Genomic DNA, 15,731 nt, shown 5'->3' with positions numbered 1-15,731 from the left:
ATCGGCAGGCAGGGCGAATGCCCAGATATATGACAAAAACATGCAACAGCGCCAAACTGCTGCCGTGCAAGCCCTGACTCTTTTGCAATCGCATCAAGGGGTGCCCCGACAAACGCCGCACCCGCCCCGCCCCCTTGCCTGCATGAGGAGAGTTGCCTGCACGGGGCCAATCTGACATGACAGGCATATGCAGACCAGACGGGCGTATGCAGGTTAAAGGCCAAAGCATGACAAAATCACAAACGGCTATTCTGACAGTCACACTGAACCCGGCGCTGGATTTGAGCACGGCAACGGCGGTGGTTCGTGCCGGGCCAAAGCTGCGCTGCGATATGCCGCGCTATGACCCCGGCGGCGGCGGTATCAACATAAGCCGCGCGATTGCGGCCTTGGGCGGCGAAACGACCGCGATTGTCGCGCTGGGTGGCGCGACAGGCGCGCAACTATCGCGGTTGCTTGCGGACGGTGGTATCATCAGCAAAGCTCTGCCCGCCCCCGGAGAAACGCGCCTCAGCGTTTCAGTGACCGAGACTGGCAGCCTTGCGCAATATCGGTTCGTATTGCCCGGCCCGGTCTGGACCGAGGCGGATGTTCATGCTGCGATGGAGGCTATTGTAAAGGCGGTTGTTCCCGAGGGAATTGTGGTGATCAGCGGCAGCCAGCCACCCGGCGTTCCCAGTGATTTCATTGCACAGCTTGGGGTGGCCCTGCCCGCCTCGGCACGGTTGATTGCCGATACCTCGGGCGCGCCGCTGCTGGCGCTGGTGGGGGCTGGTGCCGCCCGGCTGGACACATTGCGGATGGATGCCGAGGAAGCCGAGACCGTTGCACAGATGCCGCTTGCCAGCCGCAAGGACAGTGCCGATTTTGCGCAAAGCCTGGTGCGGCGTGGGGTGGCGAACCGGGTGATTATTGCACGCGGGCCAGATGGGTCAGTCATGGCAACGGAGTCGGCGCGGTGGTTCAGCGCGGCGGCAAAGGTGCCCGTGAAAAGCAAGATCGGCGCAGGCGACAGCTTTGTCGCCGGCTTTGTGCTGGCACTGGCACGCGGGCAAACCGAGGCAGAGGCGCTTGCCTATGGCGTCGCAGCCGCCTCTGCCGCAGTGATGACCCCGGCAACCGAGCTGTGCCGCCGCAGCGATACCGAAGCCTTGGTATCGGCTTGCCCGGTATCAACGATATAGCAGCGCCTCAGCCGCTATCCCGCCAGCGGTTGACGATGGGATAGCGGCGATCCAGCCAAAAGGCACGGCGCGTCAGACGGGTTCCGGGGGCGGATTGAAAGCGTTTGTATTCTGACAGATAGATCAGCTTTTCCACTTTCTTGACAGTGTCACGGTCATACCCCGCCGCGACCAGATCACTGACCGACACATCATTGTCGACCAGCCCCTCCAATATCGCATCGAGCACGGGATAGGGTGGCAGGCTGTCATCATCCCTTTGGTCGGCGCGCAGTTCGGCCGAGGGCGGCTTGTCGATGATACGGGGCGGAATCACCTCACCCGCCGGCCCCATCATCCAGGGGCGGTGCTGGGCATTGCGCCAGCGGCAGGTTTCAAAGACACGGGTTTTATACAGGTCCTTGATCGGGTTATAGCCCCCTGCCATATCGCCGTAGATCGTCGAATAGCCCACCGCCACCTCGGATTTATTGCCCGTGGTCAGCAGCATTTCGCCAAACTTGTTCGACAGCGCCATCAGCAACAGCCCGCGCAGACGCGATTGAATATTCTCCTCGGTCAGGTCGGGGGGCAGGCCTTCGAACAGGGGGGCGAGAGTGTTGGTGATGGCGTGGCGACCCTCGGAAATCGGCATGAAATCATAGCGGCACCCCAAGCGGTTCGCACATTCTTTGGCATCATCAAGGCTGGAGGCAGAGGTATATTCCGAAGGCAGCATCACACAGCGCAGATTTTCGGGGCCAATCGCATCGGCGGCGATGGTGGCGACAATTGCCGAATCAATCCCGCCTGACATGCCCAACAGCACACGCTTGAACCCGGTTTTGCCCAGATAATCGCGCAAAGACAGCACCATGGCGTGATAATCCGCCTCCCATGTGTCGGGCTGCAAGATGCGCTCGCCCTGTTCGGCCCGCCAGCCCTCGGGTGTTTTCGTGAAATCGACATGGGTGATCGCGGCTTCAAACGCGGGCATCTGCACGGCCAGCTTGCCGCCGGGATTCAGCACAAATGACGCGCCGTCAAACACCTGATCATCCTGTCCGCCGACCATGTTCAGATACACCAACGGCAGGCCGGTTTCTACCACGCGGCTGACCATGATGTTTTGCCGCACCGCCAGTTTATCGCGGTAATAGGGCGATCCATTGGGCACCAGCAAAATCTCGGCCCCCGTTTCCGCAAGGGTCTCGGTTACATCCGCGAACCAACTGTCCTCACAAATCGGGGTGCCGATGCGCAGGGGGCCAACACGGTAAGGGCCCGTCACATCTGCCGAGGAATACAAGCGTTTCTCATCAAATACGCTGTCATTGGGCAGGTGATGCTTGCGCACAGTGGCCGCAACCTTGCCATCTTGCAGAATGAAATAGGCGTTGTACAACCGCCCCGCCTCAAACAGCGGCCCGCCGATGCCCAGCGCCGGCCCATCAGCACAGGCCAGCGCCAGCGCCTCGATCGCGGCCTGCGCCTCTTCTATGAACCGGGGGCGTTGCACCAGATCTTGCAACTGATAGCCGGTAAGGAACATTTCAGACAGCGCCACCATCTGCGCCCCCGCGGCCTTGCCTTGCTGCCACGCGTGGCGCGCCAGTTCGGCATTGGCGGCCAGCGCGCCGACGGTTGGGTTGAGCTGTGCCAAAGTCAGGCGAAATCTATTGGCCATGCGCGGTCCCTTATCCTTGATCCTGCATTGGTTTAGCAGACTGGCACGGAAGGGAAAGAGTGACCGGGGCAAACTGCATACGGGTTTGTGAACTTGTCAGCGCTTTGGCAGATCGCTAGGCTTTGCGTCAAGGATTGGCGCTGCGGTGCTGCCCGTCAGTGGCAAAGCCCTGTAAAAGACAAAAGGAATGCAGCAGTGAACAAAGCACTTTTGGGATTGGCCGTTGCGGCGGCCATGCTTGCGGCCCCGGCATTTGCGCAAGATGGCGTGATCGCCAAGCAATATGATGATGGCTCGGTCTATGAAGGCACATTCAAGGATGGCCGCCAGCATGGCACCGGCACCTATACTTTGCCGAACGGTTATTCCTATACCGGCGACTGGGTCGAGGGGGAAATTCGTGGCACCGGGGTTGCCCATTTCCCCAATGGGTCCATCTATGAAGGCCATTTCATTGCGGGCAAGCCCGAAGGCAAAGGCAAGATCACCTATCCTGATGGCGGCACCTATGAAGGCGACTGGGCAGGTGGCAAGATGACCGGCCAAGGTGTTGCGCGATATGCCGATGGCGCAGTTTATACCGGCAGCTTTGTCGATGCCATCCACAGCGGCACGGGCGTGATGCAAGATGTCGGCGGCTATCGCTATGAAGGTGATTGGGTCGCAGGCGAAAAGCAGGGCAAAGGCAAGATCACCTACCCCGATGGCGCGACTTATGAAGGCGATCTGGTAAAGGGCCAACGCGAAGGCGCGGGCACCCTGACGATGCCAGACGGGCTAACCTATACAGGTGCATGGGCGGACGGCCAGATCAACGGTAAAGGCAAGCTGACACAGCCAAATGGCGATGTTTACGACGGCGATTTCGTGAATGGCGAAAGGGTGGGCATGGGCCGTGTGACCTATGGCAACGGCGACACCTACGCGGGCGGGTTTGTTGCGGATAAACGCCACGGCAAGGGCATTTTTCATGGCCCCGAAGGCTATATCTATGATGGCGAATGGGTTGATGGCCATATTTCCGGCAGCGGCACCGTGACCTACCCCGATGGTGCGGTTTACTCGGGTACATTCAAGAATGATCAACCCGATGGGATTGGCAAAATCGCTTACCCCGATGGCTCTGCCTATAACGGCGCCTGGGTTGGCGGGGTGATAGAGGGCAATGGGCGCGCAACCTACACCAATGGCCAGGTGTATGAGGGCGACTTTGTGAACGCGCAATATGAAGGCAAGGGCGTCATGACCTATCCCAGCGGCTACCGCTATGAAGGCGAATGGAAAGCGGGCCAACGCAATGGGGAAGGCGTGGCAACCTATGCCGATGGCAGCAGCTACAAGGGCAGCTTTGTTGCCGGCGCCCGCCATGGCAAGGGCGAGGCTGTTATGGGCGACGGGTTTCGCTATGTCGGTGATTGGAAGAACGGCGTGATTGAAGGTGAGGGCATTGCCACCTATTCCAATGGTGATCGGTATGAAGGCGGCTTTGTCGCAGGCAAACGTCAGGGTCAGGGCATCTTGCGCTATGCCACGGGGCAAGAAACGGCAGGCGAGTGGACAAACGGCATTTTGACCGGCCCCGCAGATCCGCCGGCCCCGGCAGAAGGTGCCGCACCCGCCGCAGAGGGAAATTAGACATCGGATTCAAGGGGCGGTCTTGGGCCCGGCCTACCATGGCACGGCTTTGCCCGCCCAGTCGTAAAACCCACCCGATTGCGCAGGGGTCAAACCGTTCAACACAGTCACGAGGTTTTGGGCGGCATCCTGCGGCGCGACAGTTTCATGGTTGTGTGCGTATTTCGCTGTAAATGCGGTTGCAACGGTACCGGGGTGCAACAGGGCCAGCACCGCCTGTTTGTGGCTGCGTGCCACCTCGATGGCGGCGGTGTGGACAAGCTGGTTCAGTGCAGCCTTGGCCATGCGATATGAATACCAGCCGCCCAGACCATTGTCACCGATAGACCCAACCCGCGCGGACAAGATACCGACACGGCTTGCTGCGTGTTTCGGCAAATGCCTGACCAGATGTTTCAGCACCAGTATCGGGCCCATGGCATTGGTCTGAAACTGTGCCATCAACGCCTCGGGGGTCACGGCCCCAAGGGATTTTTCAGGCTGATGCGGCCCGATCTCCAGCGCCCCTGTGGCGATGAACACGGTGTCAAACGGGCCTTGCAGCCGGCCCATGGCCGCCGTCACGCTCGGCTCATCGGTTACATCCAACCCGTCGTCGCGGCGCGACACGCAGGTCACCTGATGCCCCGCCTGCCCCAAAACCCGTACAAGGGCTTGGCCGATGCCCCCGGAAGCGCCGATCACCAGTGCATTTGCCATCTCTGCCCCCCTTGCTCTTGCGCCCAAGCTAGGGCTGCACGCCCGGCAGGCAAGGTCTGCGCCGCGCAAGCCCCGCAAAAACCTGCCCTTTGGCCGCAATTTTGGGGTTTTCATTCGCAATCTCTTGGCTATAGTCTGGCCCATGACACGGGAAACCAACATACAGCATGACCCTGCGGCGCAACGCGCCCCGTTTTCCCCTGCGCGCCTCCTCCTTAGCCTGCGCTGAGCGTGCCTTCGGGTGCGACCGCTCAGAAGTGACCAGCGCCCGGAACGAACAGGCTAACGGAACATTCAGAGAGATTTTCAAATGACCGAGACAAGCACGCAACCCCGCGTTCTGATTTTTGACACCACGCTGCGCGACGGCGAGCAAAGCCCCGGCGCCACCATGACCCATGACGAAAAGCTGGAGATTGCGACCAGTCTGGACGAGATGGGCGTTGACATCATCGAGGCGGGCTTTCCCATCGCCTCGGAGGGTGACTTTGCGGCAGTGTCTGAAATTGCCAAGCTGGCGAAAACGGCGCAGATTTGCGGGCTGGCGCGCGCGAACTTCAAAGACATTGATCGCTGCTGGGAGGCGGTGAAACACGCCCGCGCCCCCCGCATCCACACCTTCATCGGCACCTCGCCCCTGCACCGCGCCATTCCGAACCTGGATATGGACCAGATGGCCGAACGTATCTTTGAAACCGTGACCTATGCCCGCAACCTGTGTGATAATGTGCAATGGTCCCCGATGGATGCCACCCGCACCGAACATGATTACCTGTGCCGCGTCGTGGAAATCGCGATCAAGGCCGGGGCGACCACGATCAACATCCCCGATACCGTGGGCTATACCGCGCCGCGCGAAAGTGCCGCGCTGATCCGGATGTTGCTGGAACGGGTGCCGGGGGCAGACAAGATCATCTTTGCCACCCATTGCCATAATGACCTTGGCATGGCGACCGCCAATTCCCTGGCCGCCGTCGAGGCGGGCGCGCGCCAGATTGAATGCACGATCAACGGCTTGGGCGAACGCGCGGGAAATACCGCGCTGGAAGAGGTGGTGATGGCGCTGAAGGTGCGCAATGACATCATGCCTTACCGGACCGGCGTCGATACCACCAAGATCATGGCGATCAGCCGCCGGGTTGCAACTGTCTCGGGCTTTGCCGTGCAGTTCAACAAGGCCATCGTTGGCAAGAACGCCTTTGCGCATGAATCCGGTATTCATCAAGACGGCATGCTGAAAAACCGCGAGACGTTTGAGGTGATGCGCCCCGAGGATGTGGGCCTGTCGGGAACCTCGCTGCCCCTGGGCAAACATTCGGGGCGTGCAGCCCTGCGGGCCAAGCTGAAAGATCTGGGCTTTGACATGGCCGACAATCAGTTGAATGACGCTTTTGTGCGGTTCAAGGCGCTGGCCGACCGCAAGAAGGAAGTGTTCGACGACGACCTGATCGCGCTGGTTCAGGAAAGCGAAACCAACACCGCGCAGGATGCTTTGCAGGTGAAACGCCTGCGCGTGATCTGCGGCACCGAAGGCCCGCAAGAGGCGGAACTGACGCTGAGCATTGAAGGCGTCGATCACTCTATCGACGCCACCGGGGATGGCCCGGTTGATGCGGCATTCATGGCGGTAAAAATGCTGTACCCGCACAAGGCACGCCTGCAACTGTATCAGGTGCAGGCCGTGACCGAAGGCACAGATGCACAGGCCACCGTATTCGTGCGGCTAGAGGAAGACGGCAACATCGCCACGGGCCAATCCGCCGATACCGATACCATCGTCGCCTCGGTCAAGGCCTATGTGAACGCGCTGAACCGGCTGATCGTGCGGCGGCAAAAGGTGGAAATGGGCTATGACACCAAGGGCGTCAGCTATAAGGACGTGTCTTGATCTCACTTTTTTGCGAGCATCAGAAATAGCACCAAACAAACATTGGCGGCGAAAAGTTGCCGCCAATTTGCCTTGAAACTATAAAAATCGAACCTATCCCCAGCTTGGCCGCAGGGCGCCTGGCCACGAACGGGCGGGAAGGCGCGCATCGCCTTGGCCATGGCCCTTTCCCTTGCCTTTGCCCCTTCCTATAAGAAGGCGCCTGCCTCGGATATTTGAGTCGCGGGTACTTTACCTGTTACCAATAAGGATTCCTTCAGCATGTGGTTACTTTCGGGTCTGTTCTCGTCCGATATGGCGATTGACCTTGGCACGGCAAACACGCTTGTTTATGTGCGCGGCAAGGGTATCGTGCTGAATGAACCTTCGGTCGTTGCCTATCACGTCAAGGACGGCAAAAAGCAGGTCTTGGCCGTGGGCGAAGATGCCAAGCTGATGCTGGGCCGCACCCCCGGCAGCATCGAGGCCATTCGCCCGATGCGTGACGGTGTGATCGCCGACTTTGACACGGCCGAAGAAATGATCAAGCATTTCATCCGCAAAGTTCACAAGCGCACCACGTTTTCCAAACCAAAGATCATCGTCTGCGTGCCACATGGCGCAACCCCGGTGGAAAAGCGCGCCATTCGGCAATCTGTGCTATCGGCAGGCGCGCGCCGTGCGGGCCTGATTGCCGAACCGATTGCCGCAGCAATCGGGGCCGGCATGCCGATCACCGACCCCACCGGCAATATGGTGGTGGATATTGGCGGCGGCACTACCGAAGTGGCCGTATTGTCCTTGGGCGATATCGTTTATGCGCGGTCGGTTCGCGTTGGCGGCGACCGGATGGATGACGCGATCATCAGTTATCTGCGCCGCCATCAAAACCTGCTGATCGGCGAATCAACCGCTGAACGCATCAAGACAAGCATCGGCACCGCACGGATGCCCGATGACGGGCGCGGCAGTTCCATGACCATTCGGGGCCGCGACCTGCTGAACGGCGTGCCGAAGGAAACCGAAATCAGTCAGGCGCAAGTGGCCGAGGCGCTGGCCGAGCCGGTTCAGCAGATCTGCGACGCGGTGATGCAGGCGCTAGAGGCGACACCGCCCGATCTGGCCGCCGATATTGTGGACCGGGGCGTGATGCTGACCGGTGGCGGCGCGCTTTTGGGGGATCTTGATCTTGCCTTGCGCGAACAAACCGGGCTGTCGATCTCGGTCGCTAACGAATCCTTGAACTGCGTGGCCCTTGGCACCGGCAAGGCGCTGGAATATGAAAAACAGCTTCAGCACGTCATTGACTACGACAGCTGAGGAAAACAAACTGAACCGGGCAGTCGGGGTTTCAAGATGTGAAATGCCGACTGTGGCCCAGCCTTCCCAAGATGTTTCATTAGCAGTCTTGCGGAATCCGCTTTAATCATCGCGCCGTCGCGCGGTCTGCCCTTTGACGCGAGGCTTTGGTGGCAAAGAACCGCATTTCCCCAGATGAATACACTCGCCCGCTGCGCCGGATTTTGGTGGGGATGCTGGTGCTTGCGCTGGTTGCGATATTCCTGATCTGGCGCATTGACAGCCCAAGGGTAGAACGGTTTCGCACCGCATTGGTTGATACGATGGTGCCCAGTTTTGAATGGGCGCTGGTGCCGGTGACCAAAACCGTTGACATGTTTGAAAGCTTTCAATCCTACGCCAGCCTTTATGACCAGAACCAGGAACTGCGGCGCGAATTGCAGCAGATGAAGGCGTGGAAAGAGGCTGCCTTGCAACTGGAGCAGAAAAACGCCCGGCTGATGGACCTGAATCAGGTCCGGCTGGACCCCAAGCTGACGCATGTTACCGGCGTTGTCCTGGCCGATAGTGGCAGCCCGTTCCGGCAATCGGTCTTGCTGAATGTCGGCGCGCGGGACGGGGTGCGGGATGGCTGGGCCACAATGGATGGCATCGGCCTTGTCGGGCGTATTTCGGGGGTCGGTGACCGCACGGCGCGGGTGATTTTGTTGACCGACAGCAACAGCCGCATTCCGGTAACAGCCCAGCCCTCGGGGCAGCGTGGCCTGCTTTCGGGTGACAATACGGCGCGCCCCCCGTTGGAATTCGTCGAAAAGCCCGACCTGGTACGCCCCGGCGATCAGGTCGTTACCTCGGGCGATGGCGGGGTGTTTCCGGCGGGGTTGTTGGTTGGCACTGTGGTGCAAGGCAATGACCGCCGCCTGCGCGTCGCACTTTCAGCCGATTATGAACGGCTGGAGTTTTTGCGCGTGTTGCGCAGCCACGCAATGGAGCCGATCACAGATGCCGGCAGCCTTGTCGCCGTGCCAGCAGACACACCGCCAAGCGTGCAAACCGAGGCACCCGTGGCGGCGCCTGTAACGGCGGGGCAATGATGCTGACAAGTATGCGCAACAGTACCTGGATTTACCGTGCGGCTTTCGTGGCTATTGCGCTGGCCTTGCTGTTTTTCAAAATGCTGCCCCTTGGCAGTATCGCGGGCGACTGGCCGGGGCCAGACCTGATGCTGTGCCTGATGCTGGCCTGGGTCACCCAGCGCCCGGACCATTTGCCGACCGGGTTGATTGCGCTGGTGGTGCTGACCGAAGATATGATCTTGATGCGGCCTCCGGGGCTTTGGTCCGCGCTGGTGGTGCTGGCGACAGAGTTTCTGCGCGCCCGCTCGGCGCTGACCCGCGAATTGGGCTTTGCTGCCGAATGGCTACTGATTTCCGGCGTGATGATCGCTATGTTGCTGGCCTATCGTTTGGTCTTTGTCGTGGCGTTCATGACCCAGCCCGGCTTTGGCTTTGCCTTTGCGCAGACAGTCGGGTCAATTTTGATGTATCCTGTCATCGTGTGGTTGCTGCGGGTGGTGTTTCACCTGCGCAAACCCTCAACCGGCGAAGTTGATGCAATGGGGAGACGACTATGAGACGGTCCGCCCGCGACACAGACGAAAGCGCCCGCAAGATCAGCCGACGCGGCTTGCTGTTGGGTGGTTCTATGGCCGCCGTGGTGGCCGTATTGGGCGCGCGGATGCGGCATATGCAGGTTGATCAGGCCGATGAATTTCGCCTGTTGGCCGAGGATAACCGGATTTCCATTCGCCTCATTCCTCCGGCGCGCGGCCTTATCCATGACCGCAACGGCAAGATTGTTGCCGGCAACGAACAAAACTACCGCGTGGTGATCAGCCGTGACGATGCCGGCAATGTCGAGGATGTGCTGAACCGCTTGTCTGGTATTTTGCCAATTTCCACCGAAGATTTCGACCGCGCGCTGAAAGAGGCACGCCGCCGCAGCCCCCTGCCCATCATTGTTTCCGACCGGCTGAATTGGGAAGATGTCTCTAAAGTTGCGATAAACGCCCCCGCCTTGCCCGGTGTATCGCCCGAGGTTGGCCTGAGCCGGATCTATCCGCGCGACTTTGATTTCGCCCATGTCGTCGGCTATGTTGGCCCGGTCAGCGACAATGATCTGGCCAGATTGGAAGAACCCGATCCGTTGCTGCAAACACCGAAATTCCAGATCGGCAAGATCGGCGTTGAAACCTGGATGGAAGACGAATTGCGTGGCAAGGCCGGCAATCGCCGCGTAGAGGTGAACGCCGTTGGCCGGGTCATGCGCGAATTGGGGCGACAAGAAGGGGTGGCGGGTGGCGATATCCGGCTGACAATCGACGCCGATGTCCAAAACTATGTGCAGGCGCGCCTGGGTGAGGAATCGGCCGCGGCCGTTATCATGGATGTGCAAAACGGTGACATCCTGGCCATCGTTTCGTCACCTTCGTTTGACCCCAACCTGTTTGTGCGCGGAATTTCGCATAAGGATTACAATAGCCTGACCGGAAACGATCACCGCCCGCTTGCCAATAAATCCGTGGCCGGGGCCTATCCGCCCGGCTCGACCTTCAAGATGGTCACCGCATTGGCAGCGTTGGAAGAAGGGCTGATAAACACCTCGACATCGGTAAACTGCCCCGGTCACTATGAGGTTGGTGGCCGCAAGTTTCACTGCTGGCGGCGCGGCGGCCATGGCCGCGTGTCCTTGGACCGCGCCTTGGCCGAAAGCTGTGATGTGTATTTTTATGACATCGCGATGAAGGTCGGCATAGACAAGATCGCCGAGATGGGCCGAAGGCTGGGGCTGGGCGTGCGCCATGACATCCCGATGTCGGCAATCACCGATGGGCTGATGCCCGACAAGGCGTGGAAGCTGGAGCGCTATAAAAAGGACTGGGTGCTTGGCGATACGGTCAACGCCTCGATTGGTCAGGGCTTTGTGCTGACGTCACCGATGCAGCTTGCCGTGATGACGGCACGGATTGCCAGCGGCAAAGCCGTGTCACCCCGGCTGATCCACAGCATTGGCGGGGTCGCCGCAGCAGAGGATCCGGGCGAGGGTTTGGGGCTGGACCCCAAGATGTTGGCGGCTGTGCGCCAAGGGATGTATGCTGTCAGCAACAGCCAGCGCGGCACCGGCTATTCCGCGCGTATTGATGACAAGGCGCTGCGGATGGCCGGAAAATCCGGCACCAGCCAGGTTCGCAACATCAGCGCCGCCGAGCGGGCCCGCGGCGTGATCAGCAACGACGACCTGCCCTGGGAACGCCGTGACCACGCCCTGTTCGTCGGCTTTGCGCCTTTTGACGCGCCACGCTATGCGGCCGCGGTGGTCGTTGAACATGGTGGTGGCGGCTCTACTGTCGCGGGGCCGATCGTCCGTGACATCTTGCTGCGCGCAATGAGCGACGGCCTCCCGCCGCTTTCGGCCTATCCAGCCGCACAGCGCAATCGGATTGATACGATGCACCGCAAGCTGATCTTGCGCGATGCCGATGGCAAACTTCCCGAAAGCACCCGCGCATGAGCTTTCTTGAATATCGCCTGAAAACTGTTCCCACCGGGGCCGCCAAGATATTGCATGTCAACTGGGCGCTGGTGGTTTTGCTGATCGCCATCGCGTCGGTCGGGTTCCTGATGCTCTATTCCGTGGCCGGTGGCCGGTTGGAGGTTTGGGCCGAACCGCAAATCAAGCGCTTTGTGCTGGGCATGACGGTGATGCTGATCATCGGTTTTGTACCGATCTGGTTTTGGCGAAATATGGCGGGGCTTGCCTATGCGCTGTCAGTCATATTGCTGGTGGCAGTGGAATTTTTCGGCTCGGTCGGGATGGGCGCGCAGCGCTGGATAGAGCTGGGGCCGTTGCGGCTGCAGCCTTCGGAACTGTCAAAGATAACTTTGGTTATGTTGCTGGCCGCCTATTATGACTGGCTGGATATCCGCAAGACCTCACGCCCTTTGTGGGTGATGATCCCGGTGGCGCTGATCTTGCTGCCGACGGTTCTGGTGCTTGGCCAGCCCGATCTGGGCACCGCGTTGCTGCTGATGATGGGGGGGGCCGTGGTGATGTTTTGCGCGGGCGTCAGCTGGTATTATTTTGGCGCGGTTGCCGCCATTCTGGGCGGCGCTGTGACGGCGGTTTTTGCGTCTCGCGGCACCGATTGGCAATTGCTGAAAGATTACCAATACCGCCGGATTGATACCTTTATTGACCCGTCAAGTGATCCTTTGGGTGCGGGCTATCATATTAGCCAAGCCAAGATCGCGCTTGGTTCAGGGGGTTGGGCCGGGCGTGGCTTCATGCAAGGCACCCAGAGTCGGCTAAACTTCTTGCCCGAAAAGCACACCGATTTTATCTTTACCACATTGGCCGAGGAGTTTGGCTTTATTGGCGCGTTTTCCTTGCTGGTTCTGTATGCGTTGGTACTGGCTTTCTGCGTCTCCAGTGCAATTCAAAACAAAGACCGCTTTGCCAGCCTTGTCACCCTGGGCATCGCCGCGACGTTCTTTTTCTATTTTTCTGTCAATATGTTGATGGTGATGGGGCTGGCCCCGGTGGTGGGCGTGCCACTGCCTTTGGTGTCCTATGGTGGGTCGTCCATGCTGGTTCTTTTGGCCGCTTTCGGGCTGGTGCAAAGTGCGCATATCCACCGTCCGCGCTGATTTCAGTAGTTGAAGTCAGGTATTCAGGCCAAGATGAAACGGAAGACGTGACCCAGGACCAAAGAGGCGTTTGCTATGATCACCATCTACTTTGCCGCTGGAAAAAACCGCTGGCCCAGCTATGAAGCGCCTTTGCGCGCTGCCTTGCAAGACGCGGGGATCATGGCCGATCTGCGCTGCGATTGCCCAGACCCGGCGCGTGTGGATTATATCATCTTTGCCCCCGGCGGCGAGATTGATGATTTCACGCCTTTCAGACGCTGCAAAGCGGTTCTTAACCTTTGGGCCGGGGTAGAGAGAATTGTCGGCAACCCGACCCTTACCCAACCTTTGTGCCGAATGGTTGACCCGGCCTTGACTGCGGGGATGGTCGAGTGGGTTGTCGGCCACAGCTTGCGCCATCATCTGGGCATGGACCGCCATATCGTAAACCCATCGCGGGAATGGGATGCAACCTGCCCGCCCATCGCTGCGGAACGGCCCGTGACCGTTCTGGGTTTGGGCGCTTTGGGGCAAGCCTGCGCCAAGGCATTGCAATCCCTTGGCTTTCCTCTGCGCGGATGGAGCCGGACCGCAAAGCAGATAGCAGGATTGGACACATACAATGGCCAAGACGGGCTGAAGGCGGCGTTGACTGGGGCCGAGATCATTGTGTTGCTGCTGCCCAAAACCGCCGAGACCGAGAACATCCTGAACAAAGAGACTCTGGCTTGGCCAGCCAGAGGGGCAGCCATTCTGAACCCCGGACGCGGGCATTTGATTGAGGATGCGGCGCTGTTGGCAGCGCTTGACGCGGGGGCGATAGGCCATGCAACGCTGGATGTGTTCCGGGTTGAGCCCCTGCCCGCAGATCATCCGTTCTGGTCGCACCCTGGCGTCACCGTCACCCCCCATATAGCCGCCGAAACCCGGCCCAAAAGCGCCTCGGCGGTCGTGGTTGAAAACATCCGCCGGGGTCAGGTTGGTTTGCCGCTTTTGCATTTGGTCGACCGCGCCCGCGGGTATTAAGCCAGATCAAGCCTGCGTTGACCCTGGCCAAGGCTGCGACACAAAACAGGCTAACCCCGGCTTGTTTTGCCGAAGCAAACCAAGCCGCGCGCCCCAAAAGACAATGCACCACGCCAGAATTACCGGGAATCCCAAATTTGGGGGCTAGCGTTGCCGATTGGCCCGCGTTAGCTTTTTGACCAACTGGTTAGGGTTCGCGCAGGGTTCTGCGCCCGTGGGTTCGCCCCGCCTGGCCACCTGCCGCGATAGCGGGGCTAGCCCGCAAACCAAAGGGAGACTGCGATAAATGCCGGGGAATCTGACCTTAGACAGCTTGAAAGACGCCGCCATCAAGGGCGAGATTGATACCGTTATGGTCGCGGGTGTCGACATGCAGGGCCGATTGATCGGCAAGCGATTCCATGTGCAGAACTTCCTCGATACAGCCTGGCAAGAAACCCATTGCTGCAATTACCTGCTTGCGACCGACATGGAAATGAACACGGTTCAGGGCTATGCCTCAACCTCATGGCAGGCGGGGTATGGCGATTATGTGATGAAGGCCGACCTTGCGACACTGCGGGTCATCCCTTGGCTGGAGGGAACGGCGCTGGTGCTTTGCGATCTTTTGGACCATCACAGCCACCACCCCGTTCCCCATTCCCCCCGTGCCGTATTGCAGCGTCAGGTTGCCCGCGCCAAAGCCATGGGGTTTGAGGCGATGATGGCGACCGAGCTTGAATTTTACCTTTTCGCCAATTCCTACGAGTTGTTGCGCGATGGCTATCAGCGCACTGGCCAGTTGCGCGATTTGCAGCCGATTTCGGCGCATAACGAAGACTATGCGATGTTTCAGACCACCAAAGAGGAAGAGGTGATGCGCGCCCTGCGCAACGGCCTTTACGCGGCAGGCATCCCGGTTGAATGTTCCAAAGGTGAGGCCGACGCAGGCCAGGAAGAAATCAACATCCGCTATTCCGATGCTTTGGACACGGCAGACAACCATGTGATCACCAAGCAAGCTACCAAGGAAATTGCCTGGTCCAAAGGCCGCTCTGTCACTTTCATGGCGAAATATGATCACCGCCGCGCGGGGTCCAGCAGCCATGTGCATCAGTCACTTTGGACAGATGGAAAGCCCGCCTTTCAAGATACAACCGACCCGCATGGCATGTCTGCCACGATGAAGCATTTCCTTGCCGGGCAACTTGCCCATATCGCCGACATCACTGCGTTTCTGGCCCCCTATGTGAACAGCTACAAACGCTTTACCGTTGGCATGTTCGCCCCCACCAAAGCGGTATGGAGCCGCGACAATCGCACCGCAGGTTTTCGCGTCTGCGGCGAAGGCACCAAGGGCGTGCGGGTGGAATGCCGCATTGGCGGGGCCGACCTGAACCCCTATATGGCGATGGCCGCCCTGCTGGCCGCTGGCCTTGACGGGATCGAAAGAAAGCTGCCGCTGGAGCCTGAAATGCAGGGCGATCTTTACCAATCCGACAGCGCGCCCCTTCCGCGCACCCTGCGCGATGCGGCCGCGCGGATGCACGCCTCAGCCATGCTGCGCGCCGCCTTTGGCGAGGATGTGATCGACCACTACCACCACGCCGCGCTGTGGGAAGTGGCCGAACATGACCGCGTTGTGACCGATTTTGAACTCTCCCGTCTGATGGAACGCGTTTAAGCGC

At 59.7% G+C, this 15,731-nt stretch carries 13 protein-coding genes; 10 read left to right on the top strand and 3 right to left on the bottom strand.

The annotated features are described in order from the left end of the window. Positions 1–227 precede the first annotated feature (227 nt). Positions 228–1,184: a 1-phosphofructokinase family hexose kinase gene (locus tag VDP61_RS06250; RefSeq protein WP_323006091.1), complete on the top strand. Its 957-nt coding sequence runs from the start codon at positions 228–230 to the stop codon at positions 1,182–1,184. Between the two features lie 7 nt (positions 1,185–1,191). Here the strand turns inward: VDP61_RS06250 and VDP61_RS06245 are convergent, their stop codons facing one another. Beyond that, entirely contained in the window at positions 1,192–2,850 is a 1,659-nt protein-coding gene (locus VDP61_RS06245; protein WP_323006090.1) for an NAD+ synthase, read from the bottom strand. Between the two features lie 234 nt (positions 2,851–3,084). Here VDP61_RS06245 and VDP61_RS06240 point away from each other — a divergent pair, with 234 nt between their 5' ends. Next, on the top strand, positions 3,085–4,485 hold the full coding sequence (locus VDP61_RS06240) for a 2-isopropylmalate synthase (protein WP_323006162.1): 1,401 nt from the start codon (positions 3,085–3,087) through the stop codon (positions 4,483–4,485). Positions 4,486–4,518: 33 nt separating this feature from the next. On the opposite strand, the gene VDP61_RS06235 is transcribed toward VDP61_RS06240, so the two are convergent. Next, the gene (locus tag VDP61_RS06235) at positions 4,519–5,184 is read right to left on the bottom strand and encodes an SDR family NAD(P)-dependent oxidoreductase (protein WP_323006089.1); all 666 of its coding nucleotides are present in this window, start codon (positions 5,182–5,184) and stop codon (positions 4,519–4,521) included. Positions 5,185–5,494: 310 nt separating this feature from the next. On the opposite strand from VDP61_RS06235, the gene VDP61_RS06230 reads away from it, so the two are divergent. After that, positions 5,495–7,072, top strand: a complete 1,578-nt coding sequence (locus VDP61_RS06230) for a 2-isopropylmalate synthase (protein WP_323006088.1) — start codon at positions 5,495–5,497, stop codon at positions 7,070–7,072. Between the two features lie 2 nt (positions 7,073–7,074). On the opposite strand, the gene VDP61_RS06225 is transcribed toward VDP61_RS06230, so the two are convergent. Continuing rightward, entirely contained in the window at positions 7,075–7,233 is a 159-nt protein-coding gene (locus VDP61_RS06225; RefSeq protein ID WP_323006087.1) for a hypothetical protein, read from the bottom strand. 100 nt (positions 7,234–7,333) lie between these two features. Here VDP61_RS06225 and VDP61_RS06220 point away from each other — a divergent pair, with 100 nt between their 5' ends. The 7 genes from VDP61_RS06220 (at position 7,334) to VDP61_RS06190 (ending at position 15,727) form a co-directional block, all read left to right on the top strand. After that, positions 7,334–8,371 carry a rod shape-determining protein gene (locus VDP61_RS06220; protein ID WP_323006086.1) on the top strand — a complete coding sequence of 346 codons (1,038 nt, stop codon included), beginning with the start codon at positions 7,334–7,336 and terminating at the stop codon, positions 8,369–8,371. A 149-nt stretch (positions 8,372–8,520) separates the two neighbouring features. After that, positions 8,521–9,444 carry a rod shape-determining protein MreC gene (gene mreC, locus VDP61_RS06215; RefSeq protein ID WP_323006085.1) on the top strand — a complete coding sequence of 308 codons (924 nt, stop codon included), beginning with the start codon at positions 8,521–8,523 and terminating at the stop codon, positions 9,442–9,444. After that, positions 9,441–9,983 carry a rod shape-determining protein MreD gene (locus tag VDP61_RS06210; protein ID WP_323006084.1) on the top strand — a complete coding sequence of 181 codons (543 nt, stop codon included), beginning with the start codon at positions 9,441–9,443 and terminating at the stop codon, positions 9,981–9,983. The genes mreC and VDP61_RS06210 overlap by 4 nt, the downstream gene beginning before the upstream one ends. Further along, a complete protein-coding gene (gene mrdA, locus VDP61_RS06205) occupies positions 9,980–11,920 on the top strand; it encodes a penicillin-binding protein 2 (RefSeq protein WP_323006083.1) in 1,941 nt (646 codons plus the stop codon). Before VDP61_RS06210 ends, mrdA begins: the two co-directional genes overlap by 4 nt. Further along, positions 11,917–13,056, top strand: coding sequence for a rod shape-determining protein RodA (rodA, locus tag VDP61_RS06200; RefSeq protein WP_323006082.1), 1,140 nt, complete (start codon positions 11,917–11,919; stop codon positions 13,054–13,056). Before mrdA ends, rodA begins: the two co-directional genes overlap by 4 nt. A 75-nt stretch (positions 13,057–13,131) precedes the next feature. After that, entirely contained in the window at positions 13,132–14,064 is a 933-nt protein-coding gene (locus tag VDP61_RS06195; protein WP_323006081.1) for a glyoxylate/hydroxypyruvate reductase A, read from the top strand. Positions 14,065–14,350: 286 nt separating this feature from the next. After that, the gene (locus VDP61_RS06190; RefSeq protein ID WP_323006080.1) at positions 14,351–15,727 is read left to right on the top strand and encodes a glutamine synthetase family protein; all 1,377 of its coding nucleotides are present in this window, start codon (positions 14,351–14,353) and stop codon (positions 15,725–15,727) included. Positions 15,728–15,731: the final 4 nt, after the last annotated feature.

The organism is Pseudorhodobacter sp. (assembly GCF_034675685.1).
GTDB lineage: Bacteria > Pseudomonadota > Alphaproteobacteria > Rhodobacterales > Rhodobacteraceae > Pseudorhodobacter.
Note: the sequence above shows the minus strand (reverse complement) of the source record. Positions and strands in the feature narration are given on the sequence as shown.